Source organism: Rubinisphaera italica, assembly GCF_007859715.1.
Lineage (GTDB): Bacteria > Planctomycetota > Planctomycetia > Planctomycetales > Planctomycetaceae > Rubinisphaera > Rubinisphaera italica.
Window position 1 is genome coordinate 4,672,967 of the sequence record NZ_SJPG01000001.1, and the last position, 19,579, is coordinate 4,692,545.

The following is a 19,579-nucleotide window of genomic DNA, read 5'->3' on the forward strand; positions in this document are numbered from 1 at the left end:
GATAATACAACAGCATTGAACCGATTGAAGACCTTCTCAATTATTCTTCATCATTTTCAAGCGTCTCCGGGTGGGGCTTCGCTTCGGACAACCGACTCAAAACAAGTACGAATGCTGCTGCCAGAATTGCGATCACAACGGCGGGGATGAGCTCTGTTTGCAAATCGATCTCGGCAAAATTTCGATTGGTATAAATTTTGTGTTTCAATTCTGTGATTTCGGGAGTCAGATCGTTTTGAAACGGGAACAACTTGCGGAGTGAGCCAATCATAAATCCACAAAGCATGGCCATTGTCACAGAGAAATAGTGCGTCAATAACCACTTGAGCAATTTGCTGAATGTCAGCAGGCCTGTCAGACAACCGAGTGCAAAGACCGAGATTGTGATCAAAATGCTGATACTGATTTCGCCATGCAGTAGCCCTTTGATGAGACCCGTAATTTCGACGTACTTACCCAGAAGGAGCAGAATAAAGGCACCACTGATGCCCGGTAGTATCATCGCACAGATCGCCACGGCACCACAGAAAAAAACATAAGCAGAGTTGTCAGGAGGCGTGTGTAAAATCGGCAATCCAACCAGCCAGAAGGCAAACAGACCTCCGGCGATTAAACAGATCCATTCGAGAAACCGCCAGCGGTCGACCATGCAGGCGACCAGCCAGGAGGAAGCCGCGATCAAGCCGTAAAATGCAGCCAGAGTGAAAGTTCGCTGCTCCAGCAGAAGAAAGTGCATCAATCCAGCCAGGCTGATGATTCCCAGACCGATGCCAATACCAAGTGTGACTAAAAAGCGTAGGTCAAAATAGTGGGCGGCCTGCTTCCATTCTCCATGACGGACAAAACCGAATAATGTCCCATCGACTCGACTGATAGCCCGGACGAGGCGTTCATAAATCCCCAGTATGAGTGCGACGGTTCCTCCCGACACACCGGGAATAATATCTGCTCCGCCCATGAGAAAGCCGCGTGCCACCTGGAGGAGATCCGCAGTGAAAGTTCCATCTTTTGCTGACATTGGTGTCTCGTTATTTATGCAGTTTGGGTGACTCTAAAGACATACACGAAGCGCGAGCGAGTGTGTCGAGATTACGATTGGTGACACACTTGCTCGCGCTTCGTGCTTGTAAAATAACTCACATCCTTGATGTGTTGCATGCCTCTAGACCATTTTCAAATGGTTTCTGCAGTCGCTTGGACGTAAAACACTAAGTTTGCTCCTGCCGAACGCTGCAGGTGATTTTCCGCGATATGCCTGAGCAAATGCAGCGATTTAGGCAAATAATCGTACATGCGAAGGCACACTGCATTTAGAAATGCTCTAGAATGGCATCGCTGTGCCACCGGATTGCGGGACAACGACTGGTGCCGGAGCCTCGATAGTGGGAGCGTTCGCACCACCTCCTCCAGTCATCGAACGGCGGGATGCGTAGCGAATCGTAAATGAGGGGATGACAACCTGTGTGCCATCAGAAAGTTGTACCGTAGAACCGTCAAACATGTGGCCGCCGCCTCGCGAGAATGCTTTTTCCGTCATATATTGGACGTAGCCCAACCATTGACGATCAGGAGCTGACAACCCGAGAAAATTGTCTCGTTCTGGTTGAAATCCAAGAAACGTACGTGGCAACGGAGTTAAATGCATCGAGGTCAAGACAATCGCAACCGTCAAATAACCAGTCATCACTCCCACCACCCAGCGGACTCCGTCGTGGGCCAGAGGATGAACTTCGATAAATGTAGGCATGATTCGTTCTACCCCGATACGAATTGCAAAGGCGGCCGCTATGAACAGCAGCATGTAGGCAATAAAGTCCCAGCGATTTGTCCAGGCATATCCCAGGTTCAATGTTTTATCGAGTAAATCAGCCAGAGGCTCGAAGTAATTTATGGCGATGATGCCTGCGAAGAACGTGCTCAGAAAAACCAAAACCGCTCCCCAGGCCCCTTCCGAGGCGACACACCAGGCAACCAGCCCCAGAATAATCAGTAGTGCAATGTCAATCATATTTACTCAATCCCGATTTCTTCGTCGGTTACTATCAAACTCAATTTCGCAGGACTTTCGATCCACTTTTACTTCACAACCCGCAACATCTCCTCGACCGAAGTAATCCCCTTCACCACGAGTCGTAAGCCTTCTTCACGCATATAAAGCATGCCGTTCTTGCGGGCTTCTGCTTTAATTTGCGTAATGGCGGCACTGTCTCGAATCATGTCCCGCATGCGTTCGTTCAACGCCAGTAATTCATAGATCCCCACGCGGCCTTTGTAACCCAACCCGCCGCAGGCTGGACATTGCCCTTCAGGGTTGGAAGGTTGCTTGTAAAAGTTTTCAATCTTATTGGCGGGTAGATTGGCCTTCTTGAGGAACTCCGGCTTAGGCTTGTAAGGGACTTTACATTCGGGACAAAGACGCCTTGCCAGACGTTGCCCCAAAATTGCAGAAAGAGAACTGGACAACATGAACGGTTCAACGCCCAGATCCATCATACGATATAAGGCTGTAAAGGTTTCGTTGGCGTGCACCGTCGAGAAGACCATGTGACCTGTATTGGCAGCCTGACAGGCAATAACCGCCGTTTCTTCGTCTCGAATTTCCCCAACCATCAAGACATCGGGGTCCTGACGCAGCACACTTCGCAGTGAACCGGCAAACGTCTGTCCCGCTTTATTGTTAATCTCGATCTGCGTCACGCTCTCCATCTTATATTCGATCGGGTCTTCAATCGTGATGATGTTTCGCTGATACGAATCGATTTCTCCGAGAGCCGCATATAAGGTTGTCGACTTACCGGCACCCGTTGGACCACAGGTCAAAAACAGACCGTGAGGCTGACTGATGACCGCGAGCAGACCATCCTGTAATTGTTTACGCATCCCGAGTTGAGCCAGTGAACTGACGGAGTTCGACTGATCCAGGATACGCATGACCATTTTTTCGCCGTAGCGGGTTCCCTGGGTGGCAACACGAAAATCGATTTCGCGGAAGTCCATCTCGGCTCGAAAACTGCCATCCTGAGGCTTACGTTTTTCTGTGATATCCATCGCGGAGAGAACTTTGATGATGTTTACAACGTTCTGCCCCACGGCCGAATCGAATGGCTCGGTCGGATACATCACTCCATCAATACGCAGTCGGACAGAAGTTTCCTCGTCTTTCGGCTCCAGGTGGACGTCGGTCGCGCGACGCAGAATCGCGTCGTAAATCAGTTCCTTGGCGGACATATAACCCCGGGAACTTTCAACAGCCTTCGACCGTCCCCCTTCTTTCGATTTTCCAATAAACGTAATTGGAGGACCGACCGCTTGTTCGTGAACTTCGGTCGATCCGATGCGAATGCCATACTTGGCCAGCGTTCTGAGAACAACGCTGCGAATATGTCGTGGGGTCATCACCCTGGCAGATTCAGGAACACGCTGATTTCTCTCATAAACATAGGCCCCAATCGGTCCGCCATAGCCAAGCAGAAGTAGAAAGAATCCGAGCAGATAACTCGGTGAGATGAAGCACAGTATAAAGGCGGCTAACCCCCCCAGCAGCAGATTTGTCATCCAGAATATTGGACGAACCTTCAAGCTGGTGCTGTCCGATTGTGCCCAGCGGGACGACCAGATCCACAGAAAGAAAATTCCCAGTACAGGAATCAATTTCCCGAGACTGAAATAGTATCCATCCCGCGGAGCCGAAACACTTTGATCTCCGATGAGAATCCGCTGGTTATCCAGGTGCACATTGCCACGATAAAAACGAAACGGATTCGGTGGATAATCGCCTGCAGCGCGAGGAGACGCTGCAGTACCTGTCGCCGTATCGGGAGCAGTCTCCACGGTTGCAGGAGCGCCCTCGGGTGGAATGGCCCCATTTTCCTGAGCCAATGCCGAGCTTCCGCAATAAAATACGAAAAACAAAAGGAGTGAGCCTGTCAAATGAAAATTCATAGCAATCGCTTATCAGGTCATCCCGGTTAATGCCGGGAAGTTGTTTTATGAAACTCAAATTGAGGAAACATATTCTGTTGAATGTTACCATTCTGAATCAATAGCCAGCTACTAATCACAGGAACGCAACACATGAATAGTGTAACAGTACCGCTTTACGAAAACAAAGCCTGAAAGACCATCGCGGTTCAGGAATTTCAACACTTAATCAACATGTCAAATCCTGGAAAAGTCATCGTATTTTTGTGGGACCGCCAAGATGGCAAGATCGCCGAAATGCATGCATTTCTCATTCATTGGGTTCCTGCCTCATCTCTTCGACTCCTCACATTTCTTTCGAGGTGGAATGATATTCGGTAGACCCGCTTGCAGGATCCTCATTGGCAAGGCTATTTTTAACAGGCTCATGATCCAGGGGAAGCCGTAAATTACGACCTGATAATTACGAACAGAACCTACATTTTATGATACGCTTTTGGAGTTTTTATTTCCCATGCTCAAGCATCAACTGATTCATCCGGAGATCAATGCGATTATTGGCCGGGCGGGCCATCACAGTAAAATATTGATTGCCGATGGCAATTATCCGGCTTCATCCACATTAGGGCCGAATGCTCAGCTGATTTCCCTCAATCTTACTCCGGGATTATTAACCGTCTCCCAAGTCCTGGAAGTCTTACTGACCGCCATTCCCATCGATATTGTCAACACAATGGGAATTCCTGCAGACGACCCTTATGCCAGCAAAGGCGATCCTCCAGTCTGGGATGATTATCGTCGCATTTTGAAAAACGCGAACTCCAAAGTTGAACTTGAACCGATTCAAAAATGGGACTTCTACGACGCAGTCGCCTCCCGCGATCTTGTCCTGACAATCCAGACAGGAGATCAGGCATTATGGGCCAACCTGCTGCTCTCGATCGGCGTCAGACAACCTGGGGAGTAAATCCTTGTGGAACTTGATCAAGACCGTATCGCTCTCGGTATCAAACAGCCTTGGGCCGAATTGATTCTGCGTGGAAAAAAGACCCTCGAAATCCGGTCCCGATCCACGAACGTTCGGGGCTCAATTTATCTCTACACATCCAAAAAACACGCGACCGAAACGTATGCCGTAAAAGCAATTCAAGATCACGAACTCGACTCCTGCGATTTTCCTCTGGGATTGATTGTCGGTTCGGTCGAAATTGTTGAATGTCGCAAGACAACACCTCAGGATACCGTTTTGAGTTGTTTATCGACTCAGGAGTTGGAGAATCGATATGCATGGATCCTGAAAAATCCGGTTCGATTTACGAAGCCGCAACCGGTCCGATTTCTACCCTATGGCGTCTGGTTTTACCCTTACTGCAGACGGAAAGAGTCATCGGAACGAAACCCCGAAAAGTAACTGCAGGCCAATTACGCCGCAACATTTATTTTCTCATCTCTGCTCATCAAAGGTTGAAACCATGTCTCAAAACGGAACACAAGCCACACAGGCTCGTCATTTTTACGATCGTATCAGTTCGGCCTACGATGCCATTTCTGATAGCAGCGAACATGAAGTTCGTGAAGCCGGATTGAAGGCTCTTGATGTCCAATCGGGAGAATCGGTCCTCGAAGTGGGCTTCGGCACGGGGCATTCGATTGTCGCGATCGCGCAAGCTGTCGGAAAAAGTGGGCATGCCTACGGCATTGATGTTTCCCAGGGCATGTACGATGTCGCCTCGAAACGGGTTGCCAAAGCAGGGGTCCAAGAACAAGTGGAACTGCAGGTTAAACCTGCCCCTCCGCTTCCATTTGAAGATGCCTCGCTCGATGCGGTCTTTATGAGTATGACACTTGAACTCTTCCCCGAAAATGTGATCCCCAAACTGATCGAAGAAGTGAAACGTGTTCTCAAACCGGGTGGCCGGTTCGGAGTCGTCTCGATGGCGATGGTCAATAAGGAAGATCACACTTCTGTGTTGGAGTCGACTTACATCTGGATGCATCATCACTTTCCGCACATTGTTGATTGTCAGCCTATCGATCCCGATGACATACTGGAACACGGAGGATTTAAAATGACGCACTCCGAACGACAAACCATCTGGACAATGCCAGTGGCCATTGTTGTCGGGAAAAAAGCGTAATGTTCGTAAATGTCCTGATTGCAGTGGTCGCTCTGGGAATGCTGGCCTGGTTGACCTTGAGTCCACAGCTGCGACAATCCTCGGCCTGGGCCGCGACGATGACGCCTCTGGCCTCGATCATGGGCAGCGGCTTTCTGGTTTCTGCTCCCTTGCTTGCCAGTGTTGCCGGGAATTATGCTCCGCTTGCGATGGCGGTATTGCTGTTGGTTGCCTGGCTGATAGGCTCGGCAATCCGATTTAATATTGCCAATGCCGAACCGTTGTTCGACAAGATTACGGAGCCTGTTCACGGTCGAGACGATCATAAGTATCACCATTCCCACCGATTGACTGCTGAATTGGGCAAAGGTGTCGAAAAGTTGAGTCATTATGTACTCGCCATCGCCTACTTCATTTCGATCACCTATTACATTCAACTCCTCAGCCTGTTCGCAATGCAGCCTTTTGGAATCGATTCCAGTTTTCTTCCAAAAATGCTGGCAACGAGTCTTCTCGTCATTATTTCGGGCACCGGCTTTCTGTTCGGTTTGCACATTGTTGAGAAAGTGGAACGTTATATTGTCAGTTTAAATCTCGCGACAATTCTGGCCTTACTGACGGGACTGATCGTCTTCAATGGACAAGCCGCGTGGGACGGAAGTTGGAAACTTCCGGAACTCGCCATCGGCTCCGATCCCTGGCACACTCTCCGTGTGATGATGGGATTATTGGTCGTCGTGCAGGGCTTTGAAACGAGCCGGTTTCTGGGGACCGAACATCCTGCTCAGGAACGCATCAAAACGATGCGGTGGGCTCAGGGAATTGCGAGTCTGATTTATCTGGTCTTTCTCTCGTTGATGCTGATCGTCATCACCCCTGAACAAGCCTCGTCTTCAGCTGATGTGACGATGATTCTTACACTCATCGCTCCGGTGGCGACTATTCTGCCCATGTTGTTGACTGTGACTGCGGTTGGGAGTCAATTCACCGCTGCAGTCGCTGACGAAGCCGGTTGCGGCGGACTGCTCGATTCCCTCACTAAAGACTGGCTCAACGCCAAAACCGCTTATCTGGCGATTGGCGGTATGACCATTCTGCTCGTCTGGGTCGTCGATGTGCTGCAGGTCATCAGTCTGGCTTCGCGTGCTTTTGCCCTGTTTTATGCCCTGCAATGTGCAGTCGCGACTTCAATCGCCTGGTCCGAAAACGAGAACCATTCGAAGCGTGAACCCGTAAAAGCAGCCGGCTTTGGCCTGCTCACCCTGCTCTCATTCGTCATCACAATCTGTGGCATTTCGAGTGAGTAAATGAGTTCTCAAAAATCGGGTGCCATGCCTGCATCGCGAAGCAGGGCAGGCATGAATGGATCTGGTTTTCAAAGTAACCAAATCTGTAATATGGGCACCGGAGTGAGTTACGCGTTCCGCAAGCCCAGTATTAGGACTGACACCACGCCCATCACTTCGTTCTGGGACGTGCCACACTACTCAACCTTCGGCTCATTCTTCGCCACATTTCGCTTCGGCTGCAAGGTAATCACTGAGTTATAAGCATGCAGACTGATTTGCTTGTCGTGTTCTGACCAGGTGATCCGTTGCACTTGATTCTGATTGAGCAGCTCTTCTTCAATAATAACCTTGCCAGTAATTTTATCGAGAATCGTCACATGGAAGGTGCCGACGTAGAGCTTGTGTTTTTGCTGATGTTTCGTACCGGCCAGGACCAGGACCGGCAACTGATCAATCTCTTCGAGTACCAGATTCAATTTCTCTGTCTCATAAGACCAGGCCAGTTCTTCCTGTTCGAGATCCAGACAAAAAATCGTCCCATTGACCCGTTGACTGTAAATGTTCAAGTACGTCGAATGATTCGTCGATTTGTTTCCCACCAGATACAACCGTGGGCCGTCCATGAACATGAACAACTCCTTCAGTTTGGCGAGTTCACTGTTGAGTTCAGCAATGCGAATTGTCTGCAATAAATCACCAGTATGAGAGTCGTGCAAGTGAGCCAGACCGTTCAGTTCCACAATGGCAAATCGATCGTCATCAATCTGACCAACATATTCATTCTCATCAATTTGCAGGCTCCAGATTGTTTCTTTCGTCCTGAGACTGCGTCCTTCAACCACATGTGTTTTTTGAATTTGATGCGTAGTGTCCTCGTTGCCAAACTGTCTTGAAAATGCCGCAGCCGGTTCGTTCCTGTCCACAGTAATGACGGTTTCACCCGTAATCGCAATCCCATTACTGAGGAGTTTTTCCAGATCCTTAGACTCAAGAGTTCTGCCATCTCTGGCATCGACAAGGACTGCCTGAGAAAGTGCAGGTGTCGCAATACAAAGTTGAGTATCATCGCCGTAGATCATTGCTCTCCGAGGAATCCCCCGACGAATCCAGCGAATTTCTCCATTTAGGACATCGGCGGCTATCAATTCGTTTCGCCCAAAGTAATACACCGTCGTATCTGTATTCAACACCAGTGGACCATAAACATTTCGGTTCTGATTCAGGCGGAATCGAGAAGCAGCCGACTTGGCTTTCTGTAAGCTCGACATCGGCTGCTTTCCTGCATTTGTCACGCCAACTGCTCCTGATTGACGCGACACCGGGTGAGCCCACAATAATCGACGATCCGGCAACGAATAGCACTGCACGAGGCCCCGGGAATATAATGTCATCACATGCCCACGCACGCGAATCGGCAGGACAGTTGCAGCTTGTGCCTGTTCCATTTGCTGTATCGGGATGGACCAGGTGACTTCATCTGTCCGATTATCAAATACGGTGATCCTCGGTTGCTGTTGAGCGTATTGAAATCGATGCTGTTGAAAATAGGGAGCTTTTCCTACATCCAAATTGATTGTCCCTCGCTGCTGATTCCACTGTGAAATCCCCATATGGGAGACTTCAAACTCTTCATCACTCCAGTGGGAGGTAATGTTGGAATGAGGTTTTTCGTCATTAGAAACCTCTTGCTCCTCCAGCCAATCCTGCACGGTTAAGCCATCCAGCAGCACCAGGTCCTGATCGAATTCGGACAATTTTGCCCCCATGTATCGAGCATCCTCCGGGAGGCCGAACTCTCTGAGTAAATCGGCCCGGCCAGCAATCGCACTGGCTCGAATGCAGGGATCGTCAAATTGTCCCAAACATTTTAATGCATATTCTGACAGTGCAAAATTTTGTTCATTGATACCCAACTCGACAACTGCCAGATAGACATCGATCGTATCTGGATGAAATCCGTAAAGTCGAATGACTTTGAGCAACTGCTCCCGATCCTTGGATTGAATCGCGGCCCAACTCGCCTCACTGACAAATTGAGAGATTTGCGAGGAGACTTCTCCTGTCGATTCCGACCACAATTCCTGCAATCGAGCATTAAGCCAGACATCCTGCCGGACCAGTAATGAAGGATGTCCATGATCCCGCACCAGTTTTCGGTCTCCGAATTGACTCAACTGAGTGTAGCTCTCGAACGCACCTGCAAACTGACGGGTCTCAATTTGAACTTGAGCAAGCAGGCGTAAATAACGCTGCTGGTCAGATTCCGACGTCACATATTCAGCCAGTAATTTTAGATACTCCTCTTTTCGGTCGCTATCCTGTTCAACCAGCCCGAATAATACATCTTGCATCTGCTGGCGATAAAATTGTTTCTCCTGACCATGGAGTGCGGAAGCATCAATCTGATTCAATGTCGCTAGCGACAGGTCGTAATCTTTCTCCAGCGAGAGAATTTGTGCCTGCTTCGAAAGTGCTCGAAAGTCTTTTTTGTCCAGAGCAAGTCGGGTATTAATTTCCCTTTCGACATCTTCTTTGGGGTCGAACTGTACAACCTGATCAGGGGATGCAGAGACCAGTCGGCCCCGCGACATGATCAAATTCCCCAGCGTTAAATTTTCTTCCCCCAAGCCGGCTCGGCCTGTAAACTTTCGCTCCTTCAAATCGAAATACCAGATTTCCTTCCCCCCCATTGGAATCAGAAACCTATCTTCCGAAACCAGTCCCCGACCGCTCGGAAGCAGCAAGTCGCCATTGTTTGCATCAGCATAGTCTAAGAAATTCCGCTCCCAAAGTTTACGGCCCGTTTTGACATCATAGCCCACTAAACCCGCTCGATTTACGACGATCAATTCTCCATTGAAACTGCCTGCCGGATAAAGTCCACCACTCTCGCTATTGATCCGCCAGAGTTCTTTGCCATCACTTAAGCGATAGCCTGCCAGCATCTGGACTTCAGGGGGAGCAAGAATGACTGTCTGGTTGATGATCATCGGCGGCGTTGGAAACCAGCGATCTTTAATCGTGCCGGGGTTCGTCATCACGTAACCTCCGCGGCGCATCTGAATCGAATTCTGATCTTTTTGGGTTTTGTCCGCATAACGACTGACCCACAAAATTTCGTGCGAAGCCCGATCGACCCCGACCAGCAGTCCAATGTTCGTCGGGCAAACCAACACCCCTCCAGAAAGTGCAATTTGTGCGGGCCACCAGCGACGACTTGCATCCCGGTCCATTGGGACTTCGGTATAAGCGATTACCTGAGACCACTGCAGTTGACCATCCTCGGCTCGTAAGCAGTGCATGCGAATTGCACCTTCCTGTTCTCCTAAAACAAACAGGTCTCCCGCTTCAATTAAAGGAGTTCCCAGAAAGAATGTCCCCGCCAGTGGAGAATCAATCGTTTCTGCCACGCGGGAACCTCCGATGCTCCATAACTGACGCCCCGTTTCAATATCGTAGCTCGACAAGCGATTCGTACCCCAGTCGCGATGATAAGGATCATTATCTGCCAGCGAGCGGTTTGAATAATAGTTATAGGCAGATTGATTGGAGAGCAGAGCATTTTCTTCAATCGAGTACACCGCTTGGCCGTCACTGCTGACTGCGCCATGCACCGCATTACGAAACAGAAAATTTGTCAACGGATGCTGCTCGGCCTGATATCCGAAATACGGATTCACTGCCACACCATTGACTTTGATAACCACCCCTCTTTGCTGCAGGAACTGCTTGGCACTTTTGGAGGTGGTGGTCAACAGCATCGCCGGTGAAATATCATCGCGAGTTTCCCAGAGAATCTGTCCCGATTCTCCATCGACCACACACAACCCTTCAAAGGTGCGGAAGATGATTTTTCCTTTCACGCTGATTGGTTGCATGGCCGGAATGACAGGGATCTGACTCACTTCCAGATCATCAATCAGCTGCTCCATCTGGTCGAGAATTTGCGGATGTTCAGTAGTCGGTTGTGACCAGACACTCAACAGCAGTGGAAGGGTGCCGGCGGCTTGCCCAGACCGATGAGCCGCTCCTCCCGGATACAACCAGTCTTCAAGCGGCGGATTGAAAAAATCGCCCACTGTACTCCAGGCCTTGCGGACCGCTTCAAGGGAATCGCCGGGTAAGCGTCGATTGAGACCCTGCTCTTCAACTTTGGTCATCGCTTCCCAGGGACGTTCCTCCTCGTTTCGCAAACCTGCCTGTTCATAGACCGACTCCACCTTAAACCGCCATAACGGATCCTGCGTCAATTCCCCACCAGCATTCACGAGCCGTTCGTACCAGAGCGCCGCAATCGCAAATTCGCCGCGATCAACATGAATCGAAGCAATTCGGTTCGCGGCCGCTTGACCAGCATCTGTCAAAAAATACTTCTCCGCCACCTCACGAACATGATTCATATCTGAAGATTCGTAGGCATCATCCAGCATTCGCCGGGCCAGACCGCTATATGTCTGCAAATACATCTCACGAGCGACTTCAGGCAGTTGGGCGATCTGACGCTGAATCTCCCAACGCACAGAACGATATTCCCCATCCGATCCCTGAACAATGGAATTCGCAGACGAATCGAGCATCGTCTGGTAGATTTTAATCGCCTCTGGCCACTGCCCCAGTTGGACTCGTGTTTTGGCGTTCTCCAGAATCATTTTGTGTTCGCGAACAAACGGAACTGAAGAATCAATCGGTTCGCTTGGCTCCTGCTTTTCGGCAATATCGTCTGCAGGGGCTGGAGCCGGATTGTTCGGATTGAGAAACTTCTTTAAGAAATTCTGCAACGGGTTCACAGCCGGCTGCTCCGCCTGCTCATCCTGAGCGATCACACGGTTTGACGTCGCCGCAAAGCAGAGACCCCACACGCAAATCACAAGTATTCCGTAAAAAAATGTATTGGAACGGAAACCTCTGCGATACTTCAAATCCATTATAAAATCCTCTGCAGGTTTGCAGTTTGTATTGTGTTTATTCGTCCCCATGCTCTCTAGAATACAGGAACCATCTTAACCCGAAGCGTCAGCGAGGGGCCGACATTCCATTTCTCAACGGACGGAGTACTCCCTTGCGCTTCGTGCTTGTTTTCAAATCTCCACTCAAAATTATACGACCCCTTTCTTTCAACTGCTACTACCTTTTTCAATCTCGGGCTCGAATTTCAGGTTCCATTTACGACTGGGACAACACGAATATTCTTGTAAAATGACTCGGTAGGAAGACATCCTGCCCTTTTTCCGTCATGATATGGATCAACCTCGCCTCATGCTTTCCCTCATTTTAACGGAGCCATGAACACAATGATCACCTCTCCCCGCATTCTCACTTGGATGATTGCACTCTGCCTGCCATCGACACTCTATGCCGCCGAACCGATCGACCACGATGCCGCCCTCGAAGCCTACTTCGATCACCAGACATCGCAAATCGAACTCGAAACCATTGCCCGCCTCGAATCGGATGTCCAGTACAAAGACGAGCAGGAAACCTACCGCAAGCAACTCGCCAGCATGCTCGGCCTCTCCCCGATGCCCGAACGCACACCTCTCAAGCCGGTCGTCACAGGGGAAATTGAAGAAGAGACCTTCACCGTCAAGAATCTGCAGTTCCAGGCCTCGCCCGGTCTCTATGTCACCGCGAATCTCTACCTGCCCAAGAATACTGAAAAACCAGCCCCGGCTATTCTGTATGTTTGTGGACACTCCAATAACAAAAAGGATGGCATCTCCTACGGCAACAAAGTCGGCTATCAGCATCATGGCATCTGGTATGCCCAGAATGGCTATGTCTGTCTGATGATCGATACCATTCAACTCGGCGAATTTCAGGGAATCCATCACGGCACCTACAGCAAGGGAATGTGGTGGTGGAACGCTCGCGGCTACACCCCGGCTGGCGTTGAAGCCTGGAATGGCATCCGCAGTATCGATTACCTGCAGTCCCTTCCCGAAGTCGATCCCGAACGCATCGGCGTTACCGGACGCAGCGGAGGCGGAGCCTACTCCTGGTGGATTGCCGCTCTCGATAAACGAATCAAAGCAGCCGTCCCGGTCGCGGGAATCACCTCGATGCGAAATCATATCGTCGACGACTGCATCGAAGGCCATTGCGACTGCATGTTCCAGGTCAACTCCGAAGCCTGGGATTTTCCAATGATCTCCGCTTTAGTCGCTCCCCGAGCACTACTGATCACCAATACCGACAAAGACTCCATCTTCCCGCTCGATGGCGTGATGGATGTTTACTGGAAAACCAAAATGGTCTACGAGCATTTCGGAGCCGAAAAGAATCTCGGCATCGCCATCGCAGAAGGCCCGCATAAAGATACCCAGCGTCTGCAAGTCAACGAATTCGAATGGTTCGACCGACATCTCAAGCACAGTGATGAGCAAGCCCAGCCTGCGGAAAAACTCTACGAACCGGAACAACTTCGCGTCTTCCACGAATTACCAGCCGATGAAATCACATCCACAATTCACGACTCCTTTGTGCCGATGGCTGAACCACCAGAGTTGACCACCGCTAAGGAGTGGCAGGAATATGCCCGCAATACCCACGAACAACTCAGCACGAATTCGTTCGCACATTGGCCAGTGACTCCCACCAAACCCATATTTATTGACCTGAAATCCACTGTAACCAATTTGATTCGAGAGTTGACATTACGATTTGACTCCCAAACTCACGTGCCTCTCACGTTATCAGTTCTCGAATCGGCTTCCCGCAATCCCACTGACCCCGTCACCGTCACATTGCATATCGTTGATGAAGAACCAAACAAGGAAAACCGCAAAGAGTTCCTGCCCGATTCGCCTCAGGAAATCTCCATGATTTTCACACCGCGAGGCCTTGGATCCAATCAATGGTCGGGCGATGAGAAAAAGCAAAACCACATCCGACGTCGCTTCGCTCTCATCGGACAATCACTCGACAGTATGCGAGTCTGGGACATCATGGCTGCCATCCGCCTTGTTCGACAGACTTTTCAGGATCAAGATGTCGAACTGATCGTCGACGCCTCAGGCAATCAGGCCATCAATGCCCTGTATGCCAACCTCATGCTCGATCATCCTGTCGATCAACTTGTCTTGAAAGACATCCCCACTTCTCATATGCAGGGGCCGACTTATTTGAACGTGCTTAGAATTCTGGATATCCCTCAAGCCCTGGCACTCGCCGCTCAAAACACGCCGATTAATCTCGATGGCGAAGTGGCAGGCGTGTTGGATTTTTACAAGCAGCTGCAAAAATTAGAGGGTGTCTCCTTGAAACCGATTCAGACTTCTGATCAGGATGTGACATCAGTTAATGAATTGGATAGCGTAGACATTTGCCAGATCGAAAATGCGTCGGACGAACCCGATTCCCCCCTCACCATTGAAGAGCCGGAAAACCTCGACATGAAAACCTTCGGCGGCTCCCAATTCTGGAGTGATATTCACTTTTTTCGCGACTTCCGCATTCAGCAGAACGTCTTCACGCAACATTGCCGCCTGCTCGATAATCGTAACGTCCGCTATGAATATGGCGAATTCGATGCCTGTGTTGCAAAACTGGAAGAGATTCGTGTCGAACAGGAACTCAAGCCGATGTCCGGCGAAGCGGTCATCCTCCTGCATGGCATCCTCCGCTCGGCCAGTTCGTTCACGCCGCTCAAGAAATCGCTGGAAGAACAGGGCTATATGGTTTTCGCGGCTAACTATCCCAGTACGAAAATCACGATTGAACAGGCCGCTGCTGACTTACAGAAAATTATCGACTCTCTCGAAGGCGTCGAAACCATTCACCTCGTCGGCCACAGCATGGGCGGACTCGTCATCCGCGCCTGGTTCGGCCTGCCGGGAAGTGAATCTATTGCACAGCAACTGATCGGCAAAGTCGTCATGCTCGGCACCCCGAATCACGGAGCCGAAATGGCCGACTTCTTCGACAAGTTTCCCCCCTTCCACTGGCTGATGGGCAAAGCCGGCAGCCAGCTGCGGACAATGGATGAAACCATCGACAAACTTCCCATTCCGACGGTGCCCTTCGGCGTCATCGCCGGAGCCCGCGGCTCCAATTCCAACGGCTACAACCCCATGATCCCCGGCGACGACGACGGCACCGTCACCGTCGCCAGCACCAACCTCGAAGGCATGACCGACTTCTACTCCTTCCCCTGCCTGCACCTTTACTTAATGCGCGACAAACGAGCAATTACGGCGATTGAAAACTTTTTGAAGACGGAATCGTTCACATTAGAAAACGAAACCCCCACTAATACGTGATACAAGCACGAAGCGCAAGCGAGTGAGTTCTTAAGAGGGTGTCTGGGAGACGAACGATAAATTTTCAGTTTAATAGACAGGGAGAGCGAACGGCGAAGCCTCTTGTGCTTTCAGCACCCAACCGACGATATCGGTTGGGTCACCCGCGAACGACTCAGTTGTTTATCAACTATGGCGACAACTCCGGCTCACTCGATCCTCAAGGCTTCCCGCCTTTCGGCAAAGTGATTGAGGGGATGGATGTTGTTGATTCTCTTAACTCTGAATATGGGGAGCAGCCTGATCAGGGGCAGATTCAGTCGCGTGGCAATGAATATTTGAAGAAGAGTTTTCCTAATCTTGATTACATCAAGTCGGCTGAGATTATTCAGGAAACGAAGGCTCCGGCAGAGCCGGTCGAGACGCCAGTCGCTGAGCCTGAGATGACGACCTCAAGCCCGGTAGAAACGGGTACCTCGACTCCGGCACCGGTTGCGACTTCAACTGCTCCTGCTGAAGGGACGTCGACACCAGCCGGGACGTCTTCGGTGCCGGTGGAGACGATTGAAGAGATTCAGTGAGCACTTTTCCATGAGGGCCACCCGTGAATAGCAGGAAGGCAGGCAGGAGCCTGCCCTTGGCTTACCTATGTTATAAACAACCCATTGAGTTTTAGCGATCCAAGCGGAAATAATCCAGCCGTAATTATTGTAGGAGGGGTTGCAATCGCGATTACTGAAGCTGAGGCAATTGCAGCCGCTTTTGGCCTTACTTTAACAGCATGCTTGGCAACGCCGTCGTGCTTACAAGCTTTAATCAGCGCAGTCAATAACATAGGTACACCAGTAGACGAAGCAATTGCCGACGCGAGGGGATGGGTTACTGATTTAATTCGTTACTGTAAAAACTTAAAGTTGAGATGTAAAATGAGAGTACATCCAGCTCATCACTTCTGGCCGACTCCGACAACAAATTTTCCATATGTTAAGAAATGTTGGATGAATCATGTTCAGGTTAATTGCTGGATTAATGGTGTTCCAGGGTCAATAGAATATCGTGCTCCATTTGGACCGTGCTGTAAATTCAAAAATTGTGCGATGGTGGTCAGGGCTTACGCATCGATTGTTTCTGGTGGCGTGAAGACTTTCAACAGGTAATTCGGATCTAATGCACAGTTCATTCGCTTGCACTTTGCTCCCCTTTTGAGTGTTGTTTCCTGACGAAGCAAGCTGGTTGAAAGTCGTCTCACCGCTGCCAGATTACTCGCTCCGTTTCGGTCCTGCTGGCGTCGATGGTCTTCGCCGAACGTCACGTCCAGAATCCAGTGCTGACTATTCTCAATGCTCCAATGGCGACGGATTGCTTCGGCAACAAACTTGGCTCGTGGCGGATGCGAGCTGACAAACAATCGTGATTCCCAAGTCTCTTTTTCGTCGACTTGACGACGCGACACCGTGACAACCAATGTCTTCAGATCTCGCCATTTCTCACGCTGTGGATGATCTTTGGGTATTTCCAGAACATGGCAGGTACGTTCTTCCATGCGGCCATGTCCAGAGTTCGAACTCTCAAACACATGGTGCTTGACTCCACTAAAATCTCGCTCTGCCTCCACATCAAATAACGCCTGCATGTCGTCCTTGAGCGATGACTGATTCCCTTTGAGAGCCAGCACATAATGCCCTTTTTGCTCTCGTATTTGTGCAGCAATCTCCGTCTGGCAACCCATTGCATCAATCGTGACCGTGTTCCCTTTGAGGTCCAGCATGGTCAACAGTTGTGGAATAGCCGTGATCTCATTGGACTTTTGCTCACAAGTAACCTGACCGAGTGTCAGGCCATTATCACTCGACCATGCAGTCACCAGGTGCAACATCTTCTTTCCAGTCCGCTTGGCAAACGAGCGTCTGAGTGCCTTGCCATCAATGGCAATTAATTGACCGTCCGTCGCATCCTGAATAGCGTGAGTCCATTGAAACAGACTCGTCGAAAACTGCTTCGGGTCAAGCATTCCAAAGACTCGTCGGAATGTGTCGTGAGCAGGAATTCCGTTGGGAAGTGCCAGGAACTTTTCGAGCCATTCGCGACGTCCGTTGCCAAACGTTTCCAGGTCTGTCCAGTCATCAGCTCCGCACGTCACGCCCAGAATGGTTATGGCAATGATGTCGATCAGCAGATGCTCGCAAGAGTTCTCGTTGCGGGGATCTTCCAGTTCTGAGAAACACGATTCGAGCATCGCAACAAATCCTCGTGCCTGGTCTTCCATGACCGCCTCCTGCTAAAACGATCATCCCGCTGCCCGCCACCGGACAATTCTCGACACGACCAAGACCACAAGATACAATATGTCAAGCAGTTGCGTCGAGCAATCGGTGCGTAAGCCCTGCGATGGTGGTCCTTACTCGATTTAGTAAGCTAACTCAACCGTCCAATAGTTCCCGCACCTTTTCAGCAACAACTATTCGATTCTTAGAAGAAAGCATCCAACGGGGGAGCACCTCAACCCAAGTGGACACCGGAAACTCAGGCCGCTCGCGACTACCTTCAATGTACTCGAGCAGCGCCTGCCCATGTTCTTCGTTATTGAACCAAAGCAGTTGCCCTCGAACATCTGCCTTGTACCACAATTCAAACGGGACACCTGTTGCAGATTCCTGCGTATTTCCGCAGCTTAAACAAGTTATCCTGACTGCCACCATCTCAGCAGTTGCCTCGCGATATGTTCCACGCACCCCAAAGGGGCGCATTAAAGCAATTGCCTGCCCCTTGCAGCCTGCACACCGAACTGCGAATTTTACTTGCCCCATTCCATGCCTTACTAACGAAAAAAGCTGAGCCACAGCCGAACTGCGACTCCGCGAACCCAATGCTCTTGCGATAAACCGCTGCGCACATCGGCTGTTGGCTCCGGCGACAGGTTAGGCCACTGGCTTCTCATCATAACTCCATCCTAAAAAATGCGCCGTGTCATCCGCTGCATCATGACCATGACCGCGAATGTAATCGTTGGTGTCACGCAATGCAGCCTCAATAATCGGCTGAACTGTGGCTCGGTCGAGTTGCTGATGAACGCGAGCAATGTGGCCGAAACCAAGCACAGCGTTACCGCGCACGTTGAAGTGATGGTGCGTGGAAAGCCGGACGCACAAACCCTGGGCGTAACGCCAGTCATCATGGTGCATCGAAACACCGATAACTGCTCGAAGCAATACCTCTGTGTCGTCATCACGTAAAGCCCGCTCGACAACCTCGTGGCTCCACTCACCAATCTCTTCGTATTTGCGATGTGACTGAGACATGAGGTGTGAAGTGGCCTAACAGGTATTCGACCGCCGAAGTACGGCAAAGTTTTACCGCATTTATTGGGTCGAGCACGGATACAATACTTAACTTTAGAAGAATGCATAGGCTCTTTGTCACAGAACGCTGATGATCCAAAGAAAATATACCGCAATCTTCACAACACCAATAAGCGTACATGCCTGAGTCAGACTCTTCAAGAATGATCCCATGAATTCAAATCGCCACGATATCTTTTAGTTTCGTAGGGTGCGTCTCGACGCACCTTGCAATGATTGCAGAACCAATCTACGATCCATTTCAGACGTTCTAAGTACGCCCAGTTCATCAGTTAGGCCAACCAATTTGGTATGATGAGGGGTTCAATAACTTCGGGTGAAAGGTGCGTCGAGACGCACCCTACTTACCTACCCTCGCATTGCCTGCTCAAACAAATTTGAGTCAAGTAGGGCAGGCTCCTGCCTGCCTTCTTTCTGTGGAAGGTCGTTTGAACGCTTGGGTAACTGGGAGACGAACGATAAATTTGCAGTTAAATAGACAGGGAGAGCGAACGGCAAAGCCTCGTGTGCTTTCAGCACCCAACCGACGGAGTCGGTCGGGCCACCATCCGGCTAACAAAACTTTTGCATGTCCGCTCCGTCTTTTTCAATACATGGTTCTCTAGGTTCAAAGTGATCATGGTTAGATTCTTCAGAGCACCTACAGCATGGAACGT

The 19,579-nt window shown here is 50.2% G+C and carries 13 protein-coding genes; 6 read left to right on the forward strand and 7 right to left on the reverse strand.

Features of this window, described 5'->3' with window-relative positions:
• Window positions 1–40: 40 nt before the first annotated feature.
• From Pan54_RS17650 to Pan54_RS17660, 3 genes are all read right to left on the reverse strand, one after another.
• Complete coding sequence (locus Pan54_RS17650; protein ID WP_146504733.1) at window positions 41–1,018, reverse strand: DUF368 domain-containing protein; 978 nt, start codon at window positions 1,016–1,018, stop codon at window positions 41–43.
• Window positions 1,019–1,321: 303 nt separating this feature from the next.
• Complete coding sequence (locus Pan54_RS17655; RefSeq protein ID WP_146504734.1) at window positions 1,322–2,008, reverse strand: CvpA family protein; 687 nt, start codon at window positions 2,006–2,008, stop codon at window positions 1,322–1,324.
• 68 nt (window positions 2,009–2,076) lie between these two features.
• On the reverse strand, window positions 2,077–3,879 hold the full coding sequence (locus Pan54_RS17660; RefSeq protein ID WP_242631361.1) for a GspE/PulE family protein: 1,803 nt from the start codon (window positions 3,877–3,879) through the stop codon (window positions 2,077–2,079).
• Window positions 3,880–4,435: 556 nt separating this feature from the next.
• On the opposite strand from Pan54_RS17660, the gene Pan54_RS17665 reads away from it, so the two are divergent.
• The 4 genes from Pan54_RS17665 (at window position 4,436) to Pan54_RS17680 (ending at window position 7,345) form a co-directional block, all read left to right on the forward strand.
• Window positions 4,436–4,888: an RbsD/FucU family protein gene (locus tag Pan54_RS17665; protein ID WP_146504736.1), complete on the forward strand. Its 453-nt coding sequence runs from the start codon at window positions 4,436–4,438 to the stop codon at window positions 4,886–4,888.
• A gap of 6 nt (window positions 4,889–4,894) precedes the next feature.
• Window positions 4,895–5,332: an ASCH domain-containing protein gene (locus Pan54_RS17670; protein WP_165441832.1), complete on the forward strand. Its 438-nt coding sequence runs from the start codon at window positions 4,895–4,897 to the stop codon at window positions 5,330–5,332.
• A 61-nt stretch (window positions 5,333–5,393) separates the two neighbouring features.
• Complete coding sequence (locus Pan54_RS17675; RefSeq protein WP_146504738.1) at window positions 5,394–6,059, forward strand: class I SAM-dependent methyltransferase; 666 nt, start codon at window positions 5,394–5,396, stop codon at window positions 6,057–6,059.
• A complete protein-coding gene (locus Pan54_RS17680; protein WP_146504739.1) occupies window positions 6,059–7,345 on the forward strand; it encodes a hypothetical protein in 1,287 nt (428 codons plus the stop codon). The genes Pan54_RS17675 and Pan54_RS17680 overlap by 1 nt, the downstream gene beginning before the upstream one ends.
• 176 nt (window positions 7,346–7,521) lie before the next feature.
• Here Pan54_RS17680 and Pan54_RS17685 read toward each other — a convergent pair whose 3' ends face one another.
• Window positions 7,522–12,252 (reverse strand): outer membrane protein assembly factor BamB family protein, encoded by a 4,731-nt coding sequence (locus tag Pan54_RS17685; protein WP_165441833.1) that lies wholly within the window; start codon window positions 12,250–12,252, stop codon window positions 7,522–7,524.
• 366 nt (window positions 12,253–12,618) lie between these two features.
• On the opposite strand from Pan54_RS17685, the gene Pan54_RS17690 reads away from it, so the two are divergent.
• On the forward strand, window positions 12,619–15,585 hold the full coding sequence (locus Pan54_RS17690; RefSeq protein ID WP_165441834.1) for an alpha/beta hydrolase family protein: 2,967 nt from the start codon (window positions 12,619–12,621) through the stop codon (window positions 15,583–15,585).
• Between the two features lie 104 nt (window positions 15,586–15,689).
• The gene (locus Pan54_RS17695) at window positions 15,690–16,145 is read left to right on the forward strand and encodes a peptidylprolyl isomerase (RefSeq protein WP_242631362.1); all 456 of its coding nucleotides are present in this window, start codon (window positions 15,690–15,692) and stop codon (window positions 16,143–16,145) included.
• A 530-nt stretch (window positions 16,146–16,675) separates the two neighbouring features.
• Here Pan54_RS17695 and Pan54_RS17700 read toward each other — a convergent pair.
• The 3 genes from Pan54_RS17700 to Pan54_RS17710 all read right to left on the reverse strand — a co-directional run bounded on the left by Pan54_RS17700 (window position 16,676) and on the right by Pan54_RS17710 (window position 18,863).
• Entirely contained in the window at window positions 16,676–17,830 is a 1,155-nt protein-coding gene (locus Pan54_RS17700) for an ISAs1 family transposase (RefSeq protein WP_146504743.1), read from the reverse strand.
• A 154-nt stretch (window positions 17,831–17,984) separates the two neighbouring features.
• Window positions 17,985–18,371: a hypothetical protein gene (locus tag Pan54_RS17705; protein ID WP_146504744.1), complete on the reverse strand. Its 387-nt coding sequence runs from the start codon at window positions 18,369–18,371 to the stop codon at window positions 17,985–17,987.
• 111 nt (window positions 18,372–18,482) lie between these two features.
• Window positions 18,483–18,863, reverse strand: coding sequence for a hypothetical protein (locus tag Pan54_RS17710; RefSeq protein ID WP_146504745.1), 381 nt, complete (start codon window positions 18,861–18,863; stop codon window positions 18,483–18,485).
• Window positions 18,864–19,579: the final 716 nt, after the last annotated feature.